15 protein-coding genes are annotated in these 18,820 nt (G+C 58.4%); 5 read left to right on the top strand and 10 right to left on the bottom strand.

Annotated elements, in window-relative coordinates:
• Nucleotides 1-92: 92 nt before the first annotated feature.
• Together ACZ5D1_RS00735 and ACZ5D1_RS00730 are read right to left on the bottom strand one after the other, a co-directional pair.
• Nucleotides 93-1,361 (bottom strand): VgrG-related protein, encoded by a 1,269-nt coding sequence (locus ACZ5D1_RS00735; protein ID WP_464555597.1) that lies wholly within the window; start codon nucleotides 1,359-1,361, stop codon nucleotides 93-95.
• A gap of 156 nt (nucleotides 1,362-1,517) precedes the next feature.
• Entirely contained in the window at nucleotides 1,518-2,306 is a 789-nt protein-coding gene (locus ACZ5D1_RS00730; protein ID WP_464555595.1) for a M48 family metallopeptidase, read from the bottom strand.
• Between the two features lie 210 nt (nucleotides 2,307-2,516).
• Here ACZ5D1_RS00730 and topA point away from each other — a divergent pair, with 210 nt between their 5' ends.
• On the top strand, nucleotides 2,517-4,760 hold the full coding sequence (gene topA / locus ACZ5D1_RS00725) for a type I DNA topoisomerase (protein ID WP_464555593.1): 2,244 nt from the start codon (nucleotides 2,517-2,519) through the stop codon (nucleotides 4,758-4,760).
• Nucleotides 4,761-5,115: 355 nt separating this feature from the next.
• Here topA and ACZ5D1_RS00720 read toward each other — a convergent pair whose 3' ends face one another.
• Nucleotides 5,116-6,465, bottom strand: coding sequence for a glutamine synthetase family protein (locus tag ACZ5D1_RS00720; protein WP_011366281.1), 1,350 nt, complete (start codon nucleotides 6,463-6,465; stop codon nucleotides 5,116-5,118).
• A gap of 277 nt (nucleotides 6,466-6,742) precedes the next feature.
• Nucleotides 6,743-8,923 (bottom strand): glutamine synthetase III family protein, encoded by a 2,181-nt coding sequence (locus ACZ5D1_RS00715; RefSeq protein ID WP_011366280.1) that lies wholly within the window; start codon nucleotides 8,921-8,923, stop codon nucleotides 6,743-6,745.
• A 380-nt stretch (nucleotides 8,924-9,303) separates the two neighbouring features.
• Between ACZ5D1_RS00715 and asnS the strand changes: the two genes are divergently transcribed.
• Nucleotides 9,304-10,689 carry an asparagine--tRNA ligase gene (gene asnS, locus ACZ5D1_RS00710; RefSeq protein ID WP_011366279.1) on the top strand — a complete coding sequence of 462 codons (1,386 nt, stop codon included), beginning with the start codon at nucleotides 9,304-9,306 and terminating at the stop codon, nucleotides 10,687-10,689.
• 145 nt (nucleotides 10,690-10,834) lie between these two features.
• Nucleotides 10,835-11,257 (top strand): universal stress protein, encoded by a 423-nt coding sequence (locus ACZ5D1_RS00705; RefSeq protein ID WP_011366278.1) that lies wholly within the window; start codon nucleotides 10,835-10,837, stop codon nucleotides 11,255-11,257.
• Nucleotides 11,258-11,347: 90 nt separating this feature from the next.
• On the opposite strand, the gene ACZ5D1_RS00700 is transcribed toward ACZ5D1_RS00705, so the two are convergent.
• The 5 genes from ACZ5D1_RS00700 to ACZ5D1_RS00680 form a co-directional block, all read right to left on the bottom strand.
• The gene (locus ACZ5D1_RS00700; RefSeq protein WP_027182570.1) at nucleotides 11,348-12,391 is read right to left on the bottom strand and encodes an FUSC family protein; all 1,044 of its coding nucleotides are present in this window, start codon (nucleotides 12,389-12,391) and stop codon (nucleotides 11,348-11,350) included.
• Nucleotides 12,392-12,428: 37 nt separating this feature from the next.
• Nucleotides 12,429-12,671 carry a hypothetical protein gene (locus ACZ5D1_RS00695; protein ID WP_011366276.1) on the bottom strand — a complete coding sequence of 81 codons (243 nt, stop codon included), beginning with the start codon at nucleotides 12,669-12,671 and terminating at the stop codon, nucleotides 12,429-12,431.
• A 56-nt stretch (nucleotides 12,672-12,727) separates the two neighbouring features.
• A complete protein-coding gene (gene mnmM / locus ACZ5D1_RS00690; protein ID WP_011366275.1) occupies nucleotides 12,728-13,315 on the bottom strand; it encodes a tRNA 5-(aminomethyl)-2-thiouridylate-methyltransferase MnmM in 588 nt (195 codons plus the stop codon).
• A 454-nt stretch (nucleotides 13,316-13,769) separates the two neighbouring features.
• The gene (locus tag ACZ5D1_RS00685; protein ID WP_464555590.1) at nucleotides 13,770-14,114 is read right to left on the bottom strand and encodes a hypothetical protein; all 345 of its coding nucleotides are present in this window, start codon (nucleotides 14,112-14,114) and stop codon (nucleotides 13,770-13,772) included.
• 10 nt (nucleotides 14,115-14,124) lie between these two features.
• A complete protein-coding gene (locus tag ACZ5D1_RS00680; protein WP_464555589.1) occupies nucleotides 14,125-15,855 on the bottom strand; it encodes a hydantoinase/oxoprolinase N-terminal domain-containing protein in 1,731 nt (576 codons plus the stop codon).
• A 226-nt stretch (nucleotides 15,856-16,081) separates the two neighbouring features.
• Between ACZ5D1_RS00680 and ACZ5D1_RS00675 the strand changes: the two genes are divergently transcribed.
• Nucleotides 16,082-17,362, top strand: a complete 1,281-nt coding sequence (locus ACZ5D1_RS00675) for a double-cubane-cluster-containing anaerobic reductase (protein WP_027182573.1) — start codon at nucleotides 16,082-16,084, stop codon at nucleotides 17,360-17,362.
• Nucleotides 17,363-18,142, top strand: a complete 780-nt coding sequence (locus ACZ5D1_RS00670; protein WP_027182574.1) for an acyl-CoA dehydratase activase — start codon at nucleotides 17,363-17,365, stop codon at nucleotides 18,140-18,142.
• 57 nt (nucleotides 18,143-18,199) lie between these two features.
• On the opposite strand, the gene ACZ5D1_RS00665 is transcribed toward ACZ5D1_RS00670, so the two are convergent.
• Complete coding sequence (locus tag ACZ5D1_RS00665; RefSeq protein WP_464555587.1) at nucleotides 18,200-18,712, bottom strand: hypothetical protein; 513 nt, start codon at nucleotides 18,710-18,712, stop codon at nucleotides 18,200-18,202.
• Nucleotides 18,713-18,820: the final 108 nt, after the last annotated feature.

The following is an 18,820-nucleotide window of genomic DNA, read 5'->3' as shown; positions in this document are numbered from 1 at the left end:
TCAGCCGCCCCCTGACGGAGTTTTCTTCAGGCTTCTCAGGCTTCTCAGGTTTCTCAGGTTTCTCAGGCATCCGGCGGGCAAAATCCGCAAAATCAGGCAAACAGCGATTTATCTGATCCGATCAATGAAAGCGCCAGTTCCATTTCGCGTTCAAGGCGGTTTTGCACTGCGGAGCGCACGGCGTTGGTGGAGGAACCGAACTGCCTGCTGCGCAGGTCATAAACTGTGCGTATAAACCGCCCTTGAAATGCAGGATCGGTAAAAGAATCATCCTGTCCGGTTCTGCCCAGAGCCTGACGGAAAATGCGAGCTGCGCCCGTGGGCCCGTGCTGCACGGCGGTGCTCCACAGCACTTCGCCCAGAACACCGCTCATATGGTCGCGTTCAAGTACCGAGTTGCGGGTAACCTTTCGCAAAGCGGGAAGGAAATTGTTCTCCCGCACGAATCTGTTCTGCAATGATTCAAATCCTGCCGGATCAGCAGCGGCGATTTGCGCCCATACACGGGGCATTGCACCTTGCGTACCGCCGGTGTTGGCCGGCCCTGCGGCGTTGAGACGCTGCGCGTACTCGGGTGCTGCCCGCTGCAGAAAGCGGATAAAGGCATCCATGCTGCCCGCCCGCGAGGAAATCTGATATTTTCCGTAGGAGGTGCCGCCATGACGGTCGTAGCCGATGCTTGCCACGCCCTGCGTGCCGGACTCAAACTGCGCTGCCAGCCAGCCGGTAAGCGGTGCAGACTCCGCAACGCCGCCTGCGGCGTTCTTCCCGTCAGCAGGAGCAATCTTTCCGGCAGATTCGGGCGCAGCAGGTTCCTGCCGGAGCGCGCTCATGCCGTCCGGAGCTTCCGCGGCCTGCCGGTAGGCTGCAGCCGCACCGTTCCATGATATGCGGCCTCTTACTTCACCGGTTTCACTGCCCAGTCCCACGGCATCGGCTATGGCAGACCGCAACGAAGCCAGCCCTTCCACGGGCAGTGCCGCGGTACCGGCAGGTGCTCCGCCCGATGCCAGACCCGCCAGACCGGAGGAACCGGCCAGACCGGACGGGCCGGACGGGCCGGAGAGCACTCTGGTAAGGGTGGCCAGCGCTCTGGTATTCAGCAGATTCATGCTGCCCAGCATGGCGCCTTCAAGCGGAGATTCTTCTTTGCCGTCACCTTTGCCCAGCCCCAGAACATCATCAAGCAGCTTCTGACCGTTGCGTGACAGGGCGCTGCCGCCCAGCAGCTCCCCGAAGCGTCCGGTGCCGGAACCTGCAGCGGCGGTCTGCTGTGCAGGCAGTGTACGGCCGGTAACGGGCCTACGCAGAACCCTGTCCGCCCTCTGCAGGCTTATGGTGCTGAAAGGATCGTATGCCATGGTGCCTCCTCGCTCGGGGCAGTACCCCGCAGCAGGACTAGCAACCATAGTGCCGATATTTCATACCCTCTTTTTTCCGGCATGTTACCCTTGCAAAAAAACATGGACAGCAACCGGAACATGCAGGGCCGACGATTCTCCGACACGGCCGTACGGTTATGAAGAGGCGGGCCGGTAGTAGCCTTTTGCCTCGGGCAGCAGCTGGCGGATGGCTTTTATGCGGTTTTCATCAGCAGGGTGGGTAGAAAGGAACTCCGGCGGTTTTTTGCCGCCCTTGGCAGCCATGTTCTGCCAGAAAGTCAGCGCGGCTTCCGGGTTGTACCCCGCCTTGGCCATAAGAATAAGACCTATCCGGTCGGCCTCGTATTCGTGGGTGCGGCTGTAGGGCAGCAGTATGCCCACGCCCACACCTATACCATACGCCGCCACCGCGGCCTGCGCCACCTCAGGCGATGTCTGGGAGCCCACGGCGATGGCCGTCCCCAGCTGCCCCAGCTGCGCCACAACCTGTGTGGAATACCGCTCGGCCCCGTGCCGCGCGATGGCGTGGCCCACTTCGTGACCGATAACAGCGGCCAGCTGCGCATCGTCTTTGGCGGCTTCAAACAGCCCTGTATACACAAATATTTTTCCGCCCGGCAGGCAGAAGGCGTTGGGTACGTCTTTTTTGACGGTATGAAATTCCCATTTATATTCAGGGTGTCCGGCCACGGCCGCTATGCGGCGTCCCACGCGGGTCACGGCACGGGCATAGTCGCTTGTGGTATCAATCTGCTCCGACTTGACCACTTTCTGCGCTTCAGAGGCCCCCAGCGCCATTTCCTGCTGCGAATCCATCATGATAAACTGGTTGCGGCCGGTATACGGCGCCTTGGCACAGGCAGAGACAACCAGTACCGCCACTGTCAGTGCGGCAAAAAGCCATTTTTTCATATTTCTGCGCATAATCCCGTCCTTACTGGCTTCCTGCCCGCCGCGGACTGCCCTCAGCGGGCAAAGCGCGGCACGTCAAACTTGACGCTGTTGGCATTTGTCGTATCTTCCCCTACCTGAAAGCATGTGACAGCCCGACGGCCGCACAGGCTTTATACACCAAGCACCCGAAAGGCCGCAACGCGCTCCGTCCGCGGAACCGCCTGCGAACAAGGACAACTCATGGGCAAAGACCTCATCATCGTCGAGTCTCCCGCCAAGGTGAAGACTATCAAAAAGTTTCTGGGCAACAAATATATGGTCCAGGCCAGTGTGGGACATATCCGCGACCTGCCGACCAAGGAGCTCGGCGTGGACGAGGAAAACGACTTTTCTCCTGACTATCAGGTAATTCAGGGAAAACAAAAGGTTGTTTCCGCCCTTCGCGAAGCTGCGGCAAAAGCTGATAATGTATTTCTGGCGCCCGACCCCGACCGCGAGGGCGAGGCCATTGCCTGGCATGTTGCTGAAATAATTGCCAAGGAAAACAAAAACATCAGCCGTATCCAGTTTAACGAGATTACCGCCCGCGCCGTGCGCGAAGCGCTGGAAAACCCGCGCGAGCTGAACCGGAGTCTGTTTGACGCACAACAGGCACGCCGCGTGCTCGACAGACTGGTCGGTTACAAAATTTCGCCCATTCTGTGGAACAAAATAAAACGCGGCATCTCTGCCGGCAGGGTGCAGTCGGTGGCGCTGCGGCTGATTGTAGACCGCGAACGCGAACGCTATGCATTCACATCGGAAGAGTACTGGGTTTTCCGGGCCAATCTGGCCGCGGAAACGCCCCCGCCCTTCAAGGCGGAACTTTTCAAGGTGGATGACAAAAAACCCGCCATTGCCAGCGCGGAGCAGGCGCAGGAACTGGAAAAGTCCATTGAGGGCAAAGCGTTCATCGTGGATTCGGTGCAGGAGAAAGAACGCTCACGCAAACCGCAGCCGCCGTTCATCACCTCCACCCTGCAGCAGCTGGCCAGCCAGCGGCTCGGTTTTTCCGCCAAGCGCACCATGTCGGTGGCGCAGCGGCTGTATGAAGGCCTTGATCTGGGCGACATGGGCACCACGGCGCTCATCACCTATATGCGTACCGACTCCGTCCGCATTTCGGATGAAGCCCGCGACAGCGCGCGCGAGCTTATCGTCTCGCTGTACGGCAAAGAATACTGCCCCGCCAAGGCGCCCGTATACAAAACCAAAGGCTCGGCACAGGACGCGCACGAAGCCATCCGCCCTGTTGACGTAACGCTGACTCCGGACAAAATAAAAGGTCTGGTGGCACCGGAACAGTACAGCCTGTACCGCCTTATCTGGTCGCGGTTCATGGCCTCGCAGATGGCGCCTGCCCGCTTCCACGACACCACGGTGCTTATCGGATGCGGCGGCACGCAGTGGCGCGTAAAAGGCGAACGGCTGCTTTTTCCGGGGTATATGGCCGCCGCGCCTGCTTCGGCCAAAGAAGCCAATGTGGAGCTGCCCCCCATGCAGCAGGGGCAGACGCTGGAACTGACCCTGCTGGAAAAAGAGCAGAAGTTCACACAGCCTCCCGCCCGCTATTCCGAAGCCTCTCTGGTGCGGGAGATGGAAGAAAAAGGCATCGGCCGTCCCTCAACGTATGCCAGCATCATTTCCACCATTGTAGACCGCGACTACACCCGTCTGGAAGAGAAGCACTTTGTGCCCACCGATCTCGGCTTTGTGGTGTGTGACATGCTTACCAACCACTTCGGCACGCTGATGGATATCGGCTTTACCGCGCAGATGGAAAATTCGCTGGATAAAGTGGCCGAAGGCGACCTTGACTGGGTGGCACTGATGAAGGACTTCACCAGCGACTTCAACCCTACGCTGGCATCCGCCGCCAAAGAAATGAAAACCGTGAAGGCGGGGCTGGAAACGGACATCGTGTGCTCTGAATGCGGCAAACCCATGGCCATCAAGTTCGGCAAGGCCGGCCCCTTTCTGGCATGCACCGGCTACCCCGACTGCAAAAACACCAGTAACTTCACGCGTGATGAAAGCGGAACAATACAGCTGGTTGAACGTGAGCAGGAAGAACTGAAACCCGTCGGCACCTGCCCCGAATGCGGCAAAGACCTTGTGGTCAAACAGGCACGCACGGGCAGCAGATTCATCGCCTGTACGGGCTATCCCGACTGCAAGCATACCGAACCGTTTTCCACCGGCGTTCCCTGCCCCAATGACGGCTGCGATGGCCAGCTGGTGGAAAAAAGCTCGCGCCGCGGCAAGATATTCTATTCCTGCAACCGGTACCCCCAGTGTGACTATGCCACATGGAACTGGCCTGTGGCCGAAGCCTGCCCGCAGTGCGATTCCAAAATTCTGACCATCAAGTCCACCAAGGCAAGAGGCAAACATATTGCCTGCCCTGCCTGCAAGTACACGCGGGCGCTGGAAGACGAAGAATAGCATGACGCGGGGCTTAACGGCCCCGCGTTTTTTGTGGATTTATGCTAGGGGCGGCTTCAGCCCGGCAGATATTCTGCAAACGATATACGGCGTTTTTGTATTACAGAACGCTTGCATAATGTTATACAAAGAACAGGCTCCGGCAGAGAAAAGAAACCGGCAGATAACCGAGCGCGGCAGGCGCAGAGCCGTGTCTGCGGCCTGTCCGGCCCGTATTCCGCGTCTGCCGCCATCCGGCATGCATGGCTGTGTCTGCTCCGCGGCTGGCATTACCGAAAATAAAACCCCGTCCGGAAAGGACGGGGTTTGTCATTACGCGTAAACCGCCGCCACGGAGAGGCAGACGGTGCACCGGCTACAGGACCGGCAGATACCGCTTAAGCTCAAACTCGGAAACATGGGTGCGGTAGGCATCCCATTCAATGAGCTTGTTGCCCACAAGATTCTGGTGCGTATGTTCGCCCAGCACTTCTTTCATCAGGGCGCTGTCCCGCAGGGCCACCGCGGCCTCGTACAGCGAACCGGGCAGCGAATCAATGCCCTTGGCGCTCAGGTCTTCGGCCTCCATGGCAAAGATATTCTCTTCCACCGCGCGCGGCACTTCGTACCCTTTTTCTATGCCTTCCAGACCTGCGCCCAGCATGGCGGCAAAGGCAAGGTACGGGTTGCAGGCAGGGTCGGGGTTGCGCAGCTCGATACGGGTTGCCGCTTCCTTTCCGGGTTTGTACATGGGCACACGGATAAGCGACGAACGGTTGCGCTGCGCCCACGCGATATACACCGGGGCCTCATATCCGGGCACCAGCCGCTTGTATGAGTTCACCCACTGGTTAGTGATGCAGGTAATCTCACTGGCATGGGTCAGCAGACCGGCGATGTAATGGCGGGCTTCGGCCGACAGGTGATGCGGGTCGTTGGCATCAAAGAAAGCGTTTTTACCGTTCTTGAAAAGAGACTGGTGCACATGCATGCCCGAGCCGTTTTCGCCGAAAATGGGCTTGGGCATAAACGTGGCGTACACGCCGTGTTTACGGGCAATCTCTTTGACCACAACCTTGTAGGTCATGGCTATATCAGCCATTTTCAGGGCTTCGTTGTACCGCAGGTCTATTTCGTGCTGCGAAGGAGCCACCTCATGGTGGCTGTATTCCACATCTATGCCCATTTTCTGCAGGGCAAAAATAATGTCACGGCGCACTTCATTGCCCAGATCCAGCGGGGGCGCGTCAAAGTACCCTCCGGAATCAAGAGGTCTGGGGCATGTGGAGTCGGCGAAAAGGAAAAATTCCAGTTCCGGGCCTACATAATAGGTGTAACCCTTCTGTGCGGCCTTATCCACCAGCCTGCGCAGCACATATCTGGGGTCGCCTTCGTAGGGGTTGCCGTCGGGCGTGCGGATATCGCAGAACATGCGGGCCACGGGGCGGTCCATGGGACGCCACGAGCATATCTGAAAGCTTGAAGCGTCAGGAAACGCGATCATGTCGCTTTCTTCAATGCGGGTGAACCCGAGAATTGAGGAGCCGTCAAACCCCATTCCTTCTTCAAAGGCTGCTTCCAGTTCGTCAGGGGTTACCTGAAAACTTTTGAGGTTGCCCAGAATATCCACAAACCAGAACTGCACAAAGCTGACATTGTAGTCCTTCACAGCTCTGATGACATCATCGCCGTTTTTGCAGTTGAAGACGGGATAATTTGTACTCATACGCTATTTCCTCTCGGTGGTTGGTTGCGGTGCATGAGACAAGGCGCCGCTGAGGAGGCAGACACGACGTTCCGCCCCGCAAGCGGACGGGCATGGCGGCTGATGAACCTGTACGGAACGTCATATCACATTTTTGCAAAACTAGCCATGAGACAAAACGGATTCAACGCAGAATTGCTTCCGTCCTGCTCCTGATTCCGCTTGATAGCTTCTGGCGCAGAAAAAGGAAAGGCCCGCTGACGCGGGCCTTTACAGTGTCGGAAAAACAGGCGTCTGCCTATTTGATAAACAGCATTTCCTGATAGCTGGGCAGCGGCCACAGATCGTCAGCCACAATGTTTTCCAGCTGGTCGGCATAGCTGCGCACCTTTTCCATGGCGGGCAGCACTTTTTCGCGCATGAAAGCAGCCTCTTCAATCTCGGATTCAAAATGACTGTTCACAAGCGCATCCAGAGCATCGGTATTCTGCTGCAGGCCGCGCAGCTTTTCGGTCAGGTCCGACAGCGTGTGCGTCACAAAGTCCATGCCGATGGCCTTCATGTTTGCGCAGGTGGCTGCCAGTTCGCTCTGATAGCGCACTGCCGCGGGGAATATCTGGGTGCGGGCCATTTTCACCACCAGCGCGGCTTCGGTGTGAATGGTGCGGCAGTACTGCTCAAGGTAGATGCTCTGGCGGCTTTCCAGCTCGCGGCGAGAGAATACACCGTACTTTTCAAACAGTTCCACAACCTCTGGTGCGGTCAGCACGGGCAAAGCCTGCACCGAAGTGGGCAGATTTCTGAGGCCGCGGCGTTCCGCTTCCTTGTGCCATTCGTCAGAGTAGCCGTCACCGTTGAAAATAACGGCTTCATGCTCGGTGATGATATCGCGCAGCAGGCACTGCACGGCTTCGGGCAGCTTGCTCTGGTCGCCGCCGGTGGTTTTTTCCAGCTCGGTGGCAATGTAGTCCAGCGATTCTGCAAGCATGGTGTTCAAAGCCACCTGCGGACCGGCAATGGACATGTTGGACCCCACGGCACGGAACTCGAACCGGTTGCCCGTAAAGGCGAAGGGGCTTGTGCGGTTACGGTCGCCCGCATCCATGGGCAGGGGCGGCAGCGTATCCACACCCACCTGCAGCATGCCGCGTTTTTTGCACGACTTGGCACCGCCGTTCTTTATCTGTTCAAACACATCGGTCAGCTGTTCGCCCAGATACACGGACATGATGGCGGGCGGTGCTTCATTGGCGCCCAGACGATGGTCGTTGCTGGCAGATGCCACAACGGCGCGCATAAGATGACCGTACTTGTGCACGGAGCGGATCATGGCAGCGCAGAAAACAAGGAACTGGGCATTTTCGTGCGGGGTATCGCCGGGGTCAAACAGGCTGCCCAGTTTGCTGTTGCCAAGAGAATAGTTGACGTGCTTGCCCGATCCGTTGATGCCCGCAAAGGGTTTTTCGTGCAGCAGGCAGGCCATGCCGTAGCGCTTGGCGATGCTTTTAAGCGACGTCATGATTATCTGGTTATGGTCGGTGGCAAGGTTGGACACCTCGAACACGGGGGCTATTTCGAACTGTGCGGGGGCCACTTCATTGTGGCGGGTTTTCACCGGCACGCCCAGTTTGTACAGCTCGTGCTCCACTTCCAGCATAAAGGCCAGCACCCGCCGCGGCACCGTGCCGAAATAATGGTCTTCGAATTCCTGCCCCTTGGCCGGTTTTGCCCCCAGCAGGGTACGGCCTGCAAGCTGCAGGTCGGGACGCGCAAAAAAGAAGTTGCGGTCGATCAGAAAATATTCCTGCTCGGCACCGGCGTAGGAAACCACCCTGTCGCCCGTATCAGTGCCGAAAAGGCGCAGCACGCGGCGCGCCTGCGTGTTCAGGGCCTGACTGGCGCGCAGCAGCGGAGTCTTTTTATCCAGCGCCTCGCCCGTCCACGAAACAAACGCCGTGGGAATGCACAGAAACGTTCCGTTGGGGTTTTCAATGATGTACGCGGGGTTGGTCACATCCCATGCGGTGTAGCCGCGGGCCTCGAAAGTGGCGCGCAGTCCCCCGCTGGGAAAGCTGGAAGCGTCCGGTTCGCCCTGAATGAGCTGGCTGCCGCTGAATTCCGCCAGCACGTTACCGTTGCCGTCAGGGGTAAGAAAGCCGTCATGCTTTTCAGCCGTCAGCCCGTTGAGCGGATAGAAAACATGCGTGTAGTGCGTGGCACCCTTGGACATGGCCCAGTCCTTCATGGCGGTGGCCACCACATCCGCCACCGAAGGATCCAGCTTTTCGCCCTGCTCGATGGTGCGCATGAGCGACTTGTACACCTTTTTGGGCAGACGCTCGCGCATGACTTTATCATTAAATACATTCGAGCCGAACAGTTCCGTGGGCGTCGAGTCCGCAAAGCTGAATGCCGGCGTTCCGGCCTTGTAGTTGGTAACTGCCGCAATCGCGTTCAGTCTTGCCTGATGTCCGCTCATTCTGCTGCTCCTTACTAGGGTCTTGAACATTGCATGGATGTGGGGCGGGTTGATCCGCAAAAAACCTGTGTACCACATTGCAGAGTCGGTGCCAACAAACCCGGAAGTAACTATTACAGCATGTTATGAAAAATGCCTGTTTTTTGTTTAAATTATTTTTTACATAAATGTTTAAAAATAGCATTACGAAAACATTTTAGTTAACTTTTTTGTTAAAATAACAACTTTCTGCACATAATCCCCTCCGCCGTGCCGCGCGCACGCCGTGATGCCGCACTCTTGACCGCAACCACCAATCCGCCTATCCCTTCGCAAGAAGCAGCAGCCGCGCACAGACAGGCCGCCCATTGTTCTACCAGCCACGCGAAGGAGACTCTTTTATGAAACGTACGCAGATACTCGACGCCCTCAACGCATCCGCCCCCTGCGACGATATCCGCATCTGCGGATGGGTGCGCACCCGCCGTGATGCCAAAGGCTTTTCCTTTCTCGAACTCAACGACGGGTCGTGCCTGACCAATATACAGGTTATCGTCGATGAAGAGACCGATGCCTACCGTTCGGTGGGAGAGGCCACCACGGGCGCTTCGGTGGACATCCGCGGGCAGCTGGTGGAATCGCCGGGCAAAGGGCAGAAATGGGAAGTGCGCGCCGCAACCATGACGCTGCTGGGCAAAGCCGACCCCGAAACTTTTCCGCTGCAGAAAAAACGCCATTCCGACGAATACCTGCGCACCATCGCGCATCTGCGTCCGCGCACCAACAAATTCGGCGCCGCGTTCCGCATCCGCGCGGAAGCAAGCTACGCGGTGCACTCATTTTTCCGCGAAAACGGCTTTTTCAACGTGCACACGCCCATTCTCACCGGTTCGGACTGTGAAGGCGCCGGAGAAATGTTCCGGGTGACCACCCTGCCCGCGGTGGGCGCATCGGCACCCGCAGAAGGTTCGGTGTTTGACGGGGACTTTTTCGGCAAGGAATGCAGCCTGACCGTTTCCGGTCAGCTGGAAGCCGAAATAATGGCACAGAGTCTCGGCAAGGTTTACACCTTCGGCCCCACCTTCCGCGCCGAAAATTCCAACACTCCGCGCCATGCCGCCGAATTCTGGATGGTCGAGCCGGAAATGGCCTTTGCCGACCTTGAAGACGACATGCAGCTGGCAGAAGACATGGTCAAGTATGTAATCAGCCATGTGATGAAGCATTGCGCAGCTGACCTGGACCTGTTCTGCAAGTTTGTGGATAAAGAGCTTTCCGCACGGCTTGAAAACATTCTCGCCCACCCCTTTGCCCGCGTCAGCTACACGGAAGCCATCGAAATCCTGAAAGCCAGCGGCAGAAAATTTGAATACCCCGCGGAGTGGGGCGCAGATCTGCAGACCGAACATGAGCGCTATCTGGCCGAAGAACACTTTAAAAAGCCTGTGGCTGTCTATGACTACCCCAAAGAAATCAAGGCTTTTTACATGCGTCTGAATGATGACGGCAAAACCGTGGCCGCCATGGACCTGCTGGTGCCGCGCATCGGCGAACTGGTTGGCGGTTCGCAGCGCGAAGAGCGGCTGGACGTGCTGGAAGCCCGCATAAAAGAACTGGGCCAGAATCCTGATGATTACTGGTGGTACCTTGAACTGCGCAAATTCGGCACCGCTCCCCACGCCGGCTTCGGCATGGGGTTTGAGCGTCTGCTCATGCTGCTTACCGGCATCGGCAACATCCGCGACGTCATTCCCTTTCCCCGTACGCCGCGGCATCTGGAATTTTAGCCTCTCCGGCAGCCCGTCATAAAAAAAGCTCTGCATCTGCAGAGCTTTTTTTATGCGTACTCCCTGAATTTCCGGAATCCGTTGCCATAGCCCTACAGACGTTATATGCTGTATGCCAGTCTGTCGTACTGAAAGGAGGCGCACTATGGAAATCAAACGGATACTGCTCCCTGTGGACGGTTCGAAAAGCTCTCTGACCGCTGCCGGAGAAGCGGCCAGCCTCGCCAATATATTCACGGCCGACGTGCTGCTTGTGCACTGCAACGAAGTGTTCCCCAATCTTAAGCAGCACCTTGACTATGCCCGCGAAGTGGCAAAGCTTTCCAACGAAATCCTCGGTCCGGCACGCGATATTCTGCAGGACCATAACATCCGGTATGTTGAACGCGTGGTGGATGGTTCTCCGGCAGAAGAAATCGCCGAACTGGCCCGCAGGGAAAAATGTGATCTCATCGTCATGAGTTCGCGCGGACGCACCGTGCTGGAAGGGCTGCTGCTGGGCAGCGTCACACAGCGCGTGCTCAAGCTGGCCCCCTGCAGGGTGCTTGTCATACCCGCAGGCTCATAGCCGCACCTGTCTGCGCCGGTATTTACGCAGGGCCTGCCACCGCAGGCCCTGTCGCATAAGCAGGCCGCAAAAAAACGTTAAACAGGATAATCAGGCAGATTCGCGCATGCAGCGTGCATAGTGCAGCAGGTCCTGCGCCATAAACTGTATGCTGTGATAAAAAGCAAAAAACTGCAGCAGCTTCTGCAGATAAAAGCGGCGGGTGGCGCCTTCGCTGCGCAGTGCGGCAAGCCGTGTTTCACACGCCTGCAACGCACTCTCCAGATGCTCCGTACAGGGCACCTCACCGGCGCCGATGGCTTTCATGCCTTCCATGGTGGCTTCTGCCAGTGTGCGCAGCTCGTGCTTCATAATCACGTCATACCCCTCGCCCTGCGTGTTATTAAGGGCGTGCAGCATGGCGCGCAGGTGAGCCGCACACTTGGCCAGCGTATCGACCTTCAGCGAAAGCAGCCGGACATCGTCGTGGTACAGAATCCGCTCGTGGCTGGCCACCTTGCGGTACAGGGTCTTGTCTTCCAGCACTCCGGCATTGAAGCCGTCCAGCATGCCGGCATCCAGTTCTTTCTGCGAATCAATGAATGCCTCCATCATCAGCTGGTACAGACGGGCACCTTCGGCAAACTGCGCACGCAGACGCTGGCGCAGCACTTCGCCCACCCGCTGGGGCCACAACGTGACGGAAACAAGAAACGCACACCCTACCCCCACGGTGATTTCCAGCACACGAAACAAACCGAACATGACAGGCTGCGGCTGCCCGTAACTGGCCAGCACCACGATGCATACCGTGATGGCAGCCATACGGTACCGGGCATTGTACCGGGTCATGTATGCGCAGAACGCCACAGAAACAAAAAGCGACAGCAGATGCATGGGCAGCGTATCGGGAAACGCCAGAATGGCAAAAACCCCGATGACGGCCCCCACAGCGGTCCCCGTAAACCGGTACCACCCCATCTGCAATGAATCCGCCACGTTCATCTGCATGACGATAACGGCTGATATGGCGGCCCAGTACCCGAACTTGAAGCCGAAATACTCTGCCAGCCAGTAGGAAAGCACCGCCGCAAGGCCGGTTTTGAAACCGTGGCGCACATGCGCAGTGCCTGATGTGGGATCGTGATATGCCATATATAACCTGAGTAAACCGCGACGGCGCTGCCCGCAGCTAGTCGCGCGCCAGAATATCCTTGTCTATGATGGGCCGGTCCCATACGCAGTTGATAATAGCACGTTTGATAAAACGCTCCAGCGGCAGCGAATCATCATACTGGTCGCAGGTTTTGGTAAACGCCTCGACCTTCTGCGCGTCGTTGAACCGTCCGGGGTGCTTTTCCTCGATGGCCCGCATAACTGCACGCAGCAGGTCAATATCCTCTTTGTCGGGAAATACAAGATGTTCTCCGCTCATTTTTTTCATCCTCAAAAATCTTGTTATATCAATAAGACAGACACACAACAGTGTCGTTACTGCCTGCACAGTGCCAGCAGTGTTTCCCTGTTTTTCTCTTTGTTCAAAAAGTCATAGCGCAGCACCCGCCAGCCGTCCCACGGCAGCGCGGCGCAGAAATCGTGTACCGCTGCGGCTTCTGCACTGCCGCCCGCATGACCTGTATACAGATGCAGCGTCACAAGCCCTCCCGCACGCAGCAGCGGCATAACCGCCCTGAGTGCCGCCTCGGTGGTGTGCCAGGTGGTGACCACCTGCTTGTCGCTGCCGGGCAGATACCCCAGATTGAACATGGCGCAGGCCAGATTTTCAGTACCGGCAGGCAGCAGCCTGCCTGCCGCTTCATGTCCGGCATGAAACAGCGTCACCTGCCTTTCCGCACCGTGCCGCTGCAGACGCCTAGCCGTATTTTCCAGTGCCTGCGCCTGCACGTCAAATCCGTACACCCGCCCCTGCGGTCCCACAAGACCTGCCAGAAACAAAGTGTCGTGACCGTTACCCGCGGTGGCGTCCACAACGGTATCTGCGCTGCGCACAACCTGACGCACAAGTCCGTGCGTAAATTCCAGTATGGAGGGGATGCCCCCATCAGGCGCTCTGCTCATCTGATCCCCCTGCAGGCATTGCACATGTGCATCATGCTGCACAAAAAGCTGCACGCAGCTGTCCGCTTATGCACAACACCTTGCACCTGAACACCGCCTCTCATTTGTAACACCCCGGAATAAAAGAAATGAACATTTTGGCACGCCCTGTGCTTTATGGTCTGCATAGGTGAGGTTATGAATATGTACACTGTCCCGACACAACCTGCTGCAACCTGCAGACCCGTTCCTCCTTCCGGGTCATCGTTTATCGCCGGAGCCCTGCGTGCCCTCTCCGCCCAAGAGCGGCAGCGTGTCTACCAGACCATGAACTGGTGGAAGGCCACGGCACCCCATACAGCGGGACAGCTGCAAGACTCCCCCTGTTCTTCCCTTACCTGATGACTCCCTTTGCCCGGCCGGAAGATACTCCGGCAACTCCAAAGGCCCCTTACGGGGCCTTTCGGCGTTTCAGTCAGGCTTTCCCGATGACTTCCAGCGGGTCCTGCGCGCTGGTCTGTGCAAAAAACAGCGTGCGGTCAAAGGGGCCGAACTCTCCTTTTTCCGCCACCAGTGTAAAATATTCCACCCGCGCATACCGGCGCAGACGCTCTTCGGTGATGCCGTTGGCCCTGTAATATTCCTCACGGCGCACCGGACGGTTAGACTCGGTCAGGTCATACACGGCTTCGGGTGTTTCCGCCCAGGCGTGCAGCACCCACTGCCCGTTGCGCCTTACCCACCCGTGTACCACACCGAACTCTTCCACTTCGCTGGCCACTTCCATGGCTGCATCAAAACACAACGGTCTGTACGGCATTCCGTGCTCCTTATTCAGACGGGGACATGCCGCGCAACGCCAGCGCGGCCGCGCCCATGGCGTTGCCCACTTCATACAGTTCGGGAAAAACAGCCCGGGTTCCCAGCCGCGCGGCCACCCCGGGCACCAGATACCGTGCAGCCGCGCCAATGCCCACCACGGGCACCGCAAGCCGTACGGAAACATCAAGCAGAGAAAAAGACTGACGCCGTGTCAGAAATCCCGCAAAATTCGCCCCGACCTCTCGGCGGGCCACATGCTGCAGTATAGCCTCCTCAATACGGGCTTCAGCCCGCTCAAGAACATTACGGCTGAAGGTCACAGCATCTTCACCCCGCAACGCCGCCAGCGCCCGCGCCATCCGCAGCGATGCGCCGGCATCTCCCAGCTGCAGGGCACCGGTCACATGCAGTGCGTCCGTGGGCGTAAATCCGCACTCAAAAATTTTCTGCCCGCGGGCCAGCCGCATCATGCGGCCGTTATAGGTGACCTCGGCCATGGACAACGCGGCCAGCAGTTCTGCCAGCGGCATAGCGCGCCGTGCGCACAGCAGCTGCAGCAGCGCATCGCCGGAGCAGGCATCGCCTTCCAGACCGGCACCGGCACAGACACAGCGCCCGCCCAGCCCCGGACCTGCCCACAAGGCAGGATCGGGCAATTCCACCCCCCAGGCGGCGGCCATGCATACGGGCACCACCCGCGCAGGTCCGAGAGACAGTGTTCCCACGGGGTCCAGTTCCACCAGACTGTCGCCCCCCACAGCCACGGTAAACATCTCCACGGCATCTACGTGCGTCTGCCATTCGCCCACCAGCATGCCGCCGGTATCAATAACCGGCCGCCCCTCGTGCACAATGGTCATATCAGTGGTTGTTCCGCCCACATCAACCACCAGCACGTCCTGCGGCTGCTGCCCCGCATAGTCGCAGCACGCCGTGGCCGCGTATTGCGCACCGAAGCATGCCGTGGCCGCGGGCCCGCTGGCCACTGTGCTGGCCGCACTGCGCACCGCCTGTTCCATGCCCATGGTCGAAGCATCGCCGCGCACCACCTGCACCGTTCCCCTGATGCCCTGCTCGTCCAGAGCCTTGCGCACACCGGCCAGAAACTGTTCCATCACCGGCAGCAAGCGGGCATTCAGCACCGCCGTGGTGGCCCGTTCACGCATTCCCGCCTGCATGCTCACCTCGTGCGAACAGAACACGGGCAGACCGCTGGTCAGCCGGATGGCCTCTGCCGCCACCAGCTCATGAGCCGGATTGGCGTAACTGTGCAGCGAGCACACCGCATATGCATCCACCCTGCCATGCAGGTCTTTCAGGTGATCCAGCAAAAATTCCAACCCCAGCGGTTCAGCTTCGGTACCGTCCTGCCTGTGGCCGCCGGGCACATAACGGGCGGCAGCGGCAGGAACCTCCATACGCTGGTTGAAACCGATGACGATCAGCCCCACATCCACGCCTTTGTTTTCCAGCAGGGCGTTGGTGGCCAGCGTGGTGGAAACCGCCGTGCTGCGGACATCAGCCGGATTGATGCCTGCCTTCAGCAGCACATCACCTATGGCTGCAGCAACCCCCGTACTGGGCTGATAGTGTGTTGTGGGCCTCTTGGCACGCGCCACGGCGTGCCCTCCGGCTATGTCCACCACCACGGCATCGGTGTATGTGCCGCCGGCATCCACTCCGATGACAAACCCGCCGTCAGGGGCTGCCGTCCGGTTCTGCTCTGTAAAGTCACTCATGATTCCCGCTCCGTCTTCTGCTGTCCGCCGATGGTTCCGGACGGCTGTGATACCGCCCGTTGCCTTGGTTTGGCAATGGCTGAACCGTCAGGCATAGACATTGACTATGACACGCGCAGCGTTTCATCGGAACAAACTATTTGCCCGCTGCCGGAACCTCCTGCACACGAAAGAGACCCGCCCCCTTACACACAGGGCTCACCGCAATTTCAGCATCGGAGGAACAATGAGCAACCCGGCATACACAGCAATGTGGGAAAAACTCAATCTCGACATTCCCGCTCATGACGGACTTCTGGAAGTACTGGGCAAATTTTACGGCGATATCTACATGTCGCAGCAGGGCCGCCTGCAGGGCATGGAATATCTGGATTTTGTACTTTCAGAAGTACACGGCCTGCGCATACAGGAACTGCAGCAGGCTAAAGAGCAGGGCAAGAAGATCATCGGCACGTTCTGTGTCTTTGTTCCCGAAGAAATCACACTGGCTGCCGGTGCCGTGCATGTGGGGCTGTGCTCCGGTGCCGATGCAGGAACCGAAGAAGCGGAAAAGCTCGTTCCCCGCAATACCTGCGCCCTTATCAAATCCTTCATCGGTTTCAAACTGGCACGCCTGTGTCCGTTTACCGAATCCTGTGATCTGGTGGTGGGAGAAACCACCTGCGACGGCAAGAAAAAAGCTTATGAAGCCTTTGCAGAACATGTTCCCATGCATGTGATGGAGGTACCCAACACAAAAAGCGATGCCGCGCGCGATCTTTTTAAAACCGAAGTGCTGCGCTACATGCAGGCGTTGCAACAGCTCACCGGCACGGCCATAACTCCGCAGGCGCTTGCCTCGGGCATCCGCACCGTCAACGCCAAACGCCGGGCACTGCAGCGTCTTTCCGCCCTGCGCAGCGCCGATCCCGCCCCCATATCCGGACGGGACGCCCTGCTTATCAATCAGGTTTCATTCTACGACGACCCGGAACGCTTTACCCGCTCCATAAACACGCTGTGCGACCAGATGGAAGAACGCATAGCGCGCAAGGAAGGCATAGCCCCCGCAGGCACACCGCGTCTGCTGCTTTCAGGATGCCCCATGGCCGTCCCCAACTGGAAACTGCCTTACATCATGGAAAGCTCCGGCGCCGTGATAGTGGGAGAAGAGTCCTGCATCGGCACGCGCAACACACGCGACCTTGTGGATGAATCGCAGGAGACCCTTGACGGAATGATAGACGCGCTGGTGGACAGATATATGAAAATCGACTGCGCCTGCTTTACCCCCAACACGGAACGGCTGCACAATGTCACCGCCATGGCGCAGGAACTGAAAGCGGACGGCATAGTGCACTATGCCCTCAAGTTCTGTCAGCCCTATGCGCACGAAGCTTTTAAAATAGAAAAAGCAGCCCGCGAGAAAGACATCCCCGTACTCAGTGTGGAAACCGACTACTCCATGGAAGACGCGGAACAGCTGAAAACCCGCGTGGAAGCTTTTGTGGAAATGGTGCGCGGATAAATGCTCACAGCCGGCATAGACATAGGGTCGCGCTCCATCGAACTGGTGGTCCAAAAGGACGGTACAACCGTACACAGTGCACGCTCTGACACGACCTTTGACCCCAGAACACAGGTGCGGGCGGTCATGCAGGGGTGGCGCCCGGATATTCTGGTGGCCACGGGCTACGGCAGAGCACTTGTGGAGCAGATGGATATGGCCGGCCGGGTGGAAACCGTAACGGAAATCAAGGCGCACGCTCTGGGTGCCGCGTCGTGCTTTCCGCAGGCCCGGACAGTACTGGACATAGGCGGACAGGACACCAAGGCCATTGCCCTTACCCCGCAGGGCAAAGTGGCGCGCTTTGAAATGAACGACCGCTGCGCCGCGGGTACCGGCAAGTTTCTGGAATACACGGCCACGGTGTTTCAGATTCCCGTGGCGGAGTTCGGCCTGTACGCGCTGAAAGGACAAAATCCGCCGGTCATCAGCAGCATGTGCACCGTTTTTGCCGAAACAGAGGCAACATCACTCATGGCGCAGGGCATCGCCGCCCCGGACATCGCTCTCGGGCTGCACTGCGCCATAGCGCGGCGCACGCTTTCCATGCTGGACCGCATTGACTGTCAGCCCCCGCTGGTTTTTGCCGGCGGGGTGGCCCGCAACCCGTGCATGCGCATGCTCATCGCCCGCGAGCTGCGCCTCATACAGGACGAAACACTGCTCGTGGCCGACAGGCCCGACATGAACGGCGCACTGGGTGCCGCGGTGCATGCACTGCGGCTTGCTACCGCCGGCTGACCCGGCAACAATCCGCCCCTTCCGCTGTGGCGGAAGGGGCTTTTTTTCGCCCGCAGTTCAGAACGGCTGGCCGCCGTTTACCTGAGACATGAAACCGTAGGTGCCGCCCCCGCCCGACCTCACTGTTTTAATGGCCGCAATAAGCGCCTTGTCTGTTTGCGCGTCGGCACCGGTCCATTCGATAACCGCATGGCCGAACACCACCGGAACCATACCCTGCGCCCATATACGCACCATCCGCGTGGCACCGGGCGGCAGAGCAAAGCTACCGTTGCCCGCCCTCAGCTGCACGGGCGCCCCTATTCTGTTGCCTGTAAACACATTGCACAGGCTGCTCACATCCTTGCCGTCATGATCATACACCGTAACCCTGCAGGTTACATCGCTTTCTGAAACATTGGTGATAAACAGGTTGGTGATAAAATCCCATGCCTCGCCACGGGCTTCAACACCGGTAACCAGCGCTCGGCCGCGGGGCTGAAACGTCATATCCTCCGCCACGGCATACGAAGCCGTTGCAGACACCAGCACCGCGCAGGCCATCAGGACAGCCAGTATACTGTATCGCATCACGCTCTCCTTTATTCCTGGTGCGTTCTGCCGGACACACTCCTTGTGCGATACTCAGGTAGTTGCACAAAACCGCCGGTTGTGTCTAACACCGTACAGTTTGCGCCT

It is taken from the genome of Oleidesulfovibrio vietnamensis (assembly GCF_055388115.1).
Note: the sequence above shows the minus strand (reverse complement) of the source record. Positions and strands in the feature narration are given on the sequence as shown.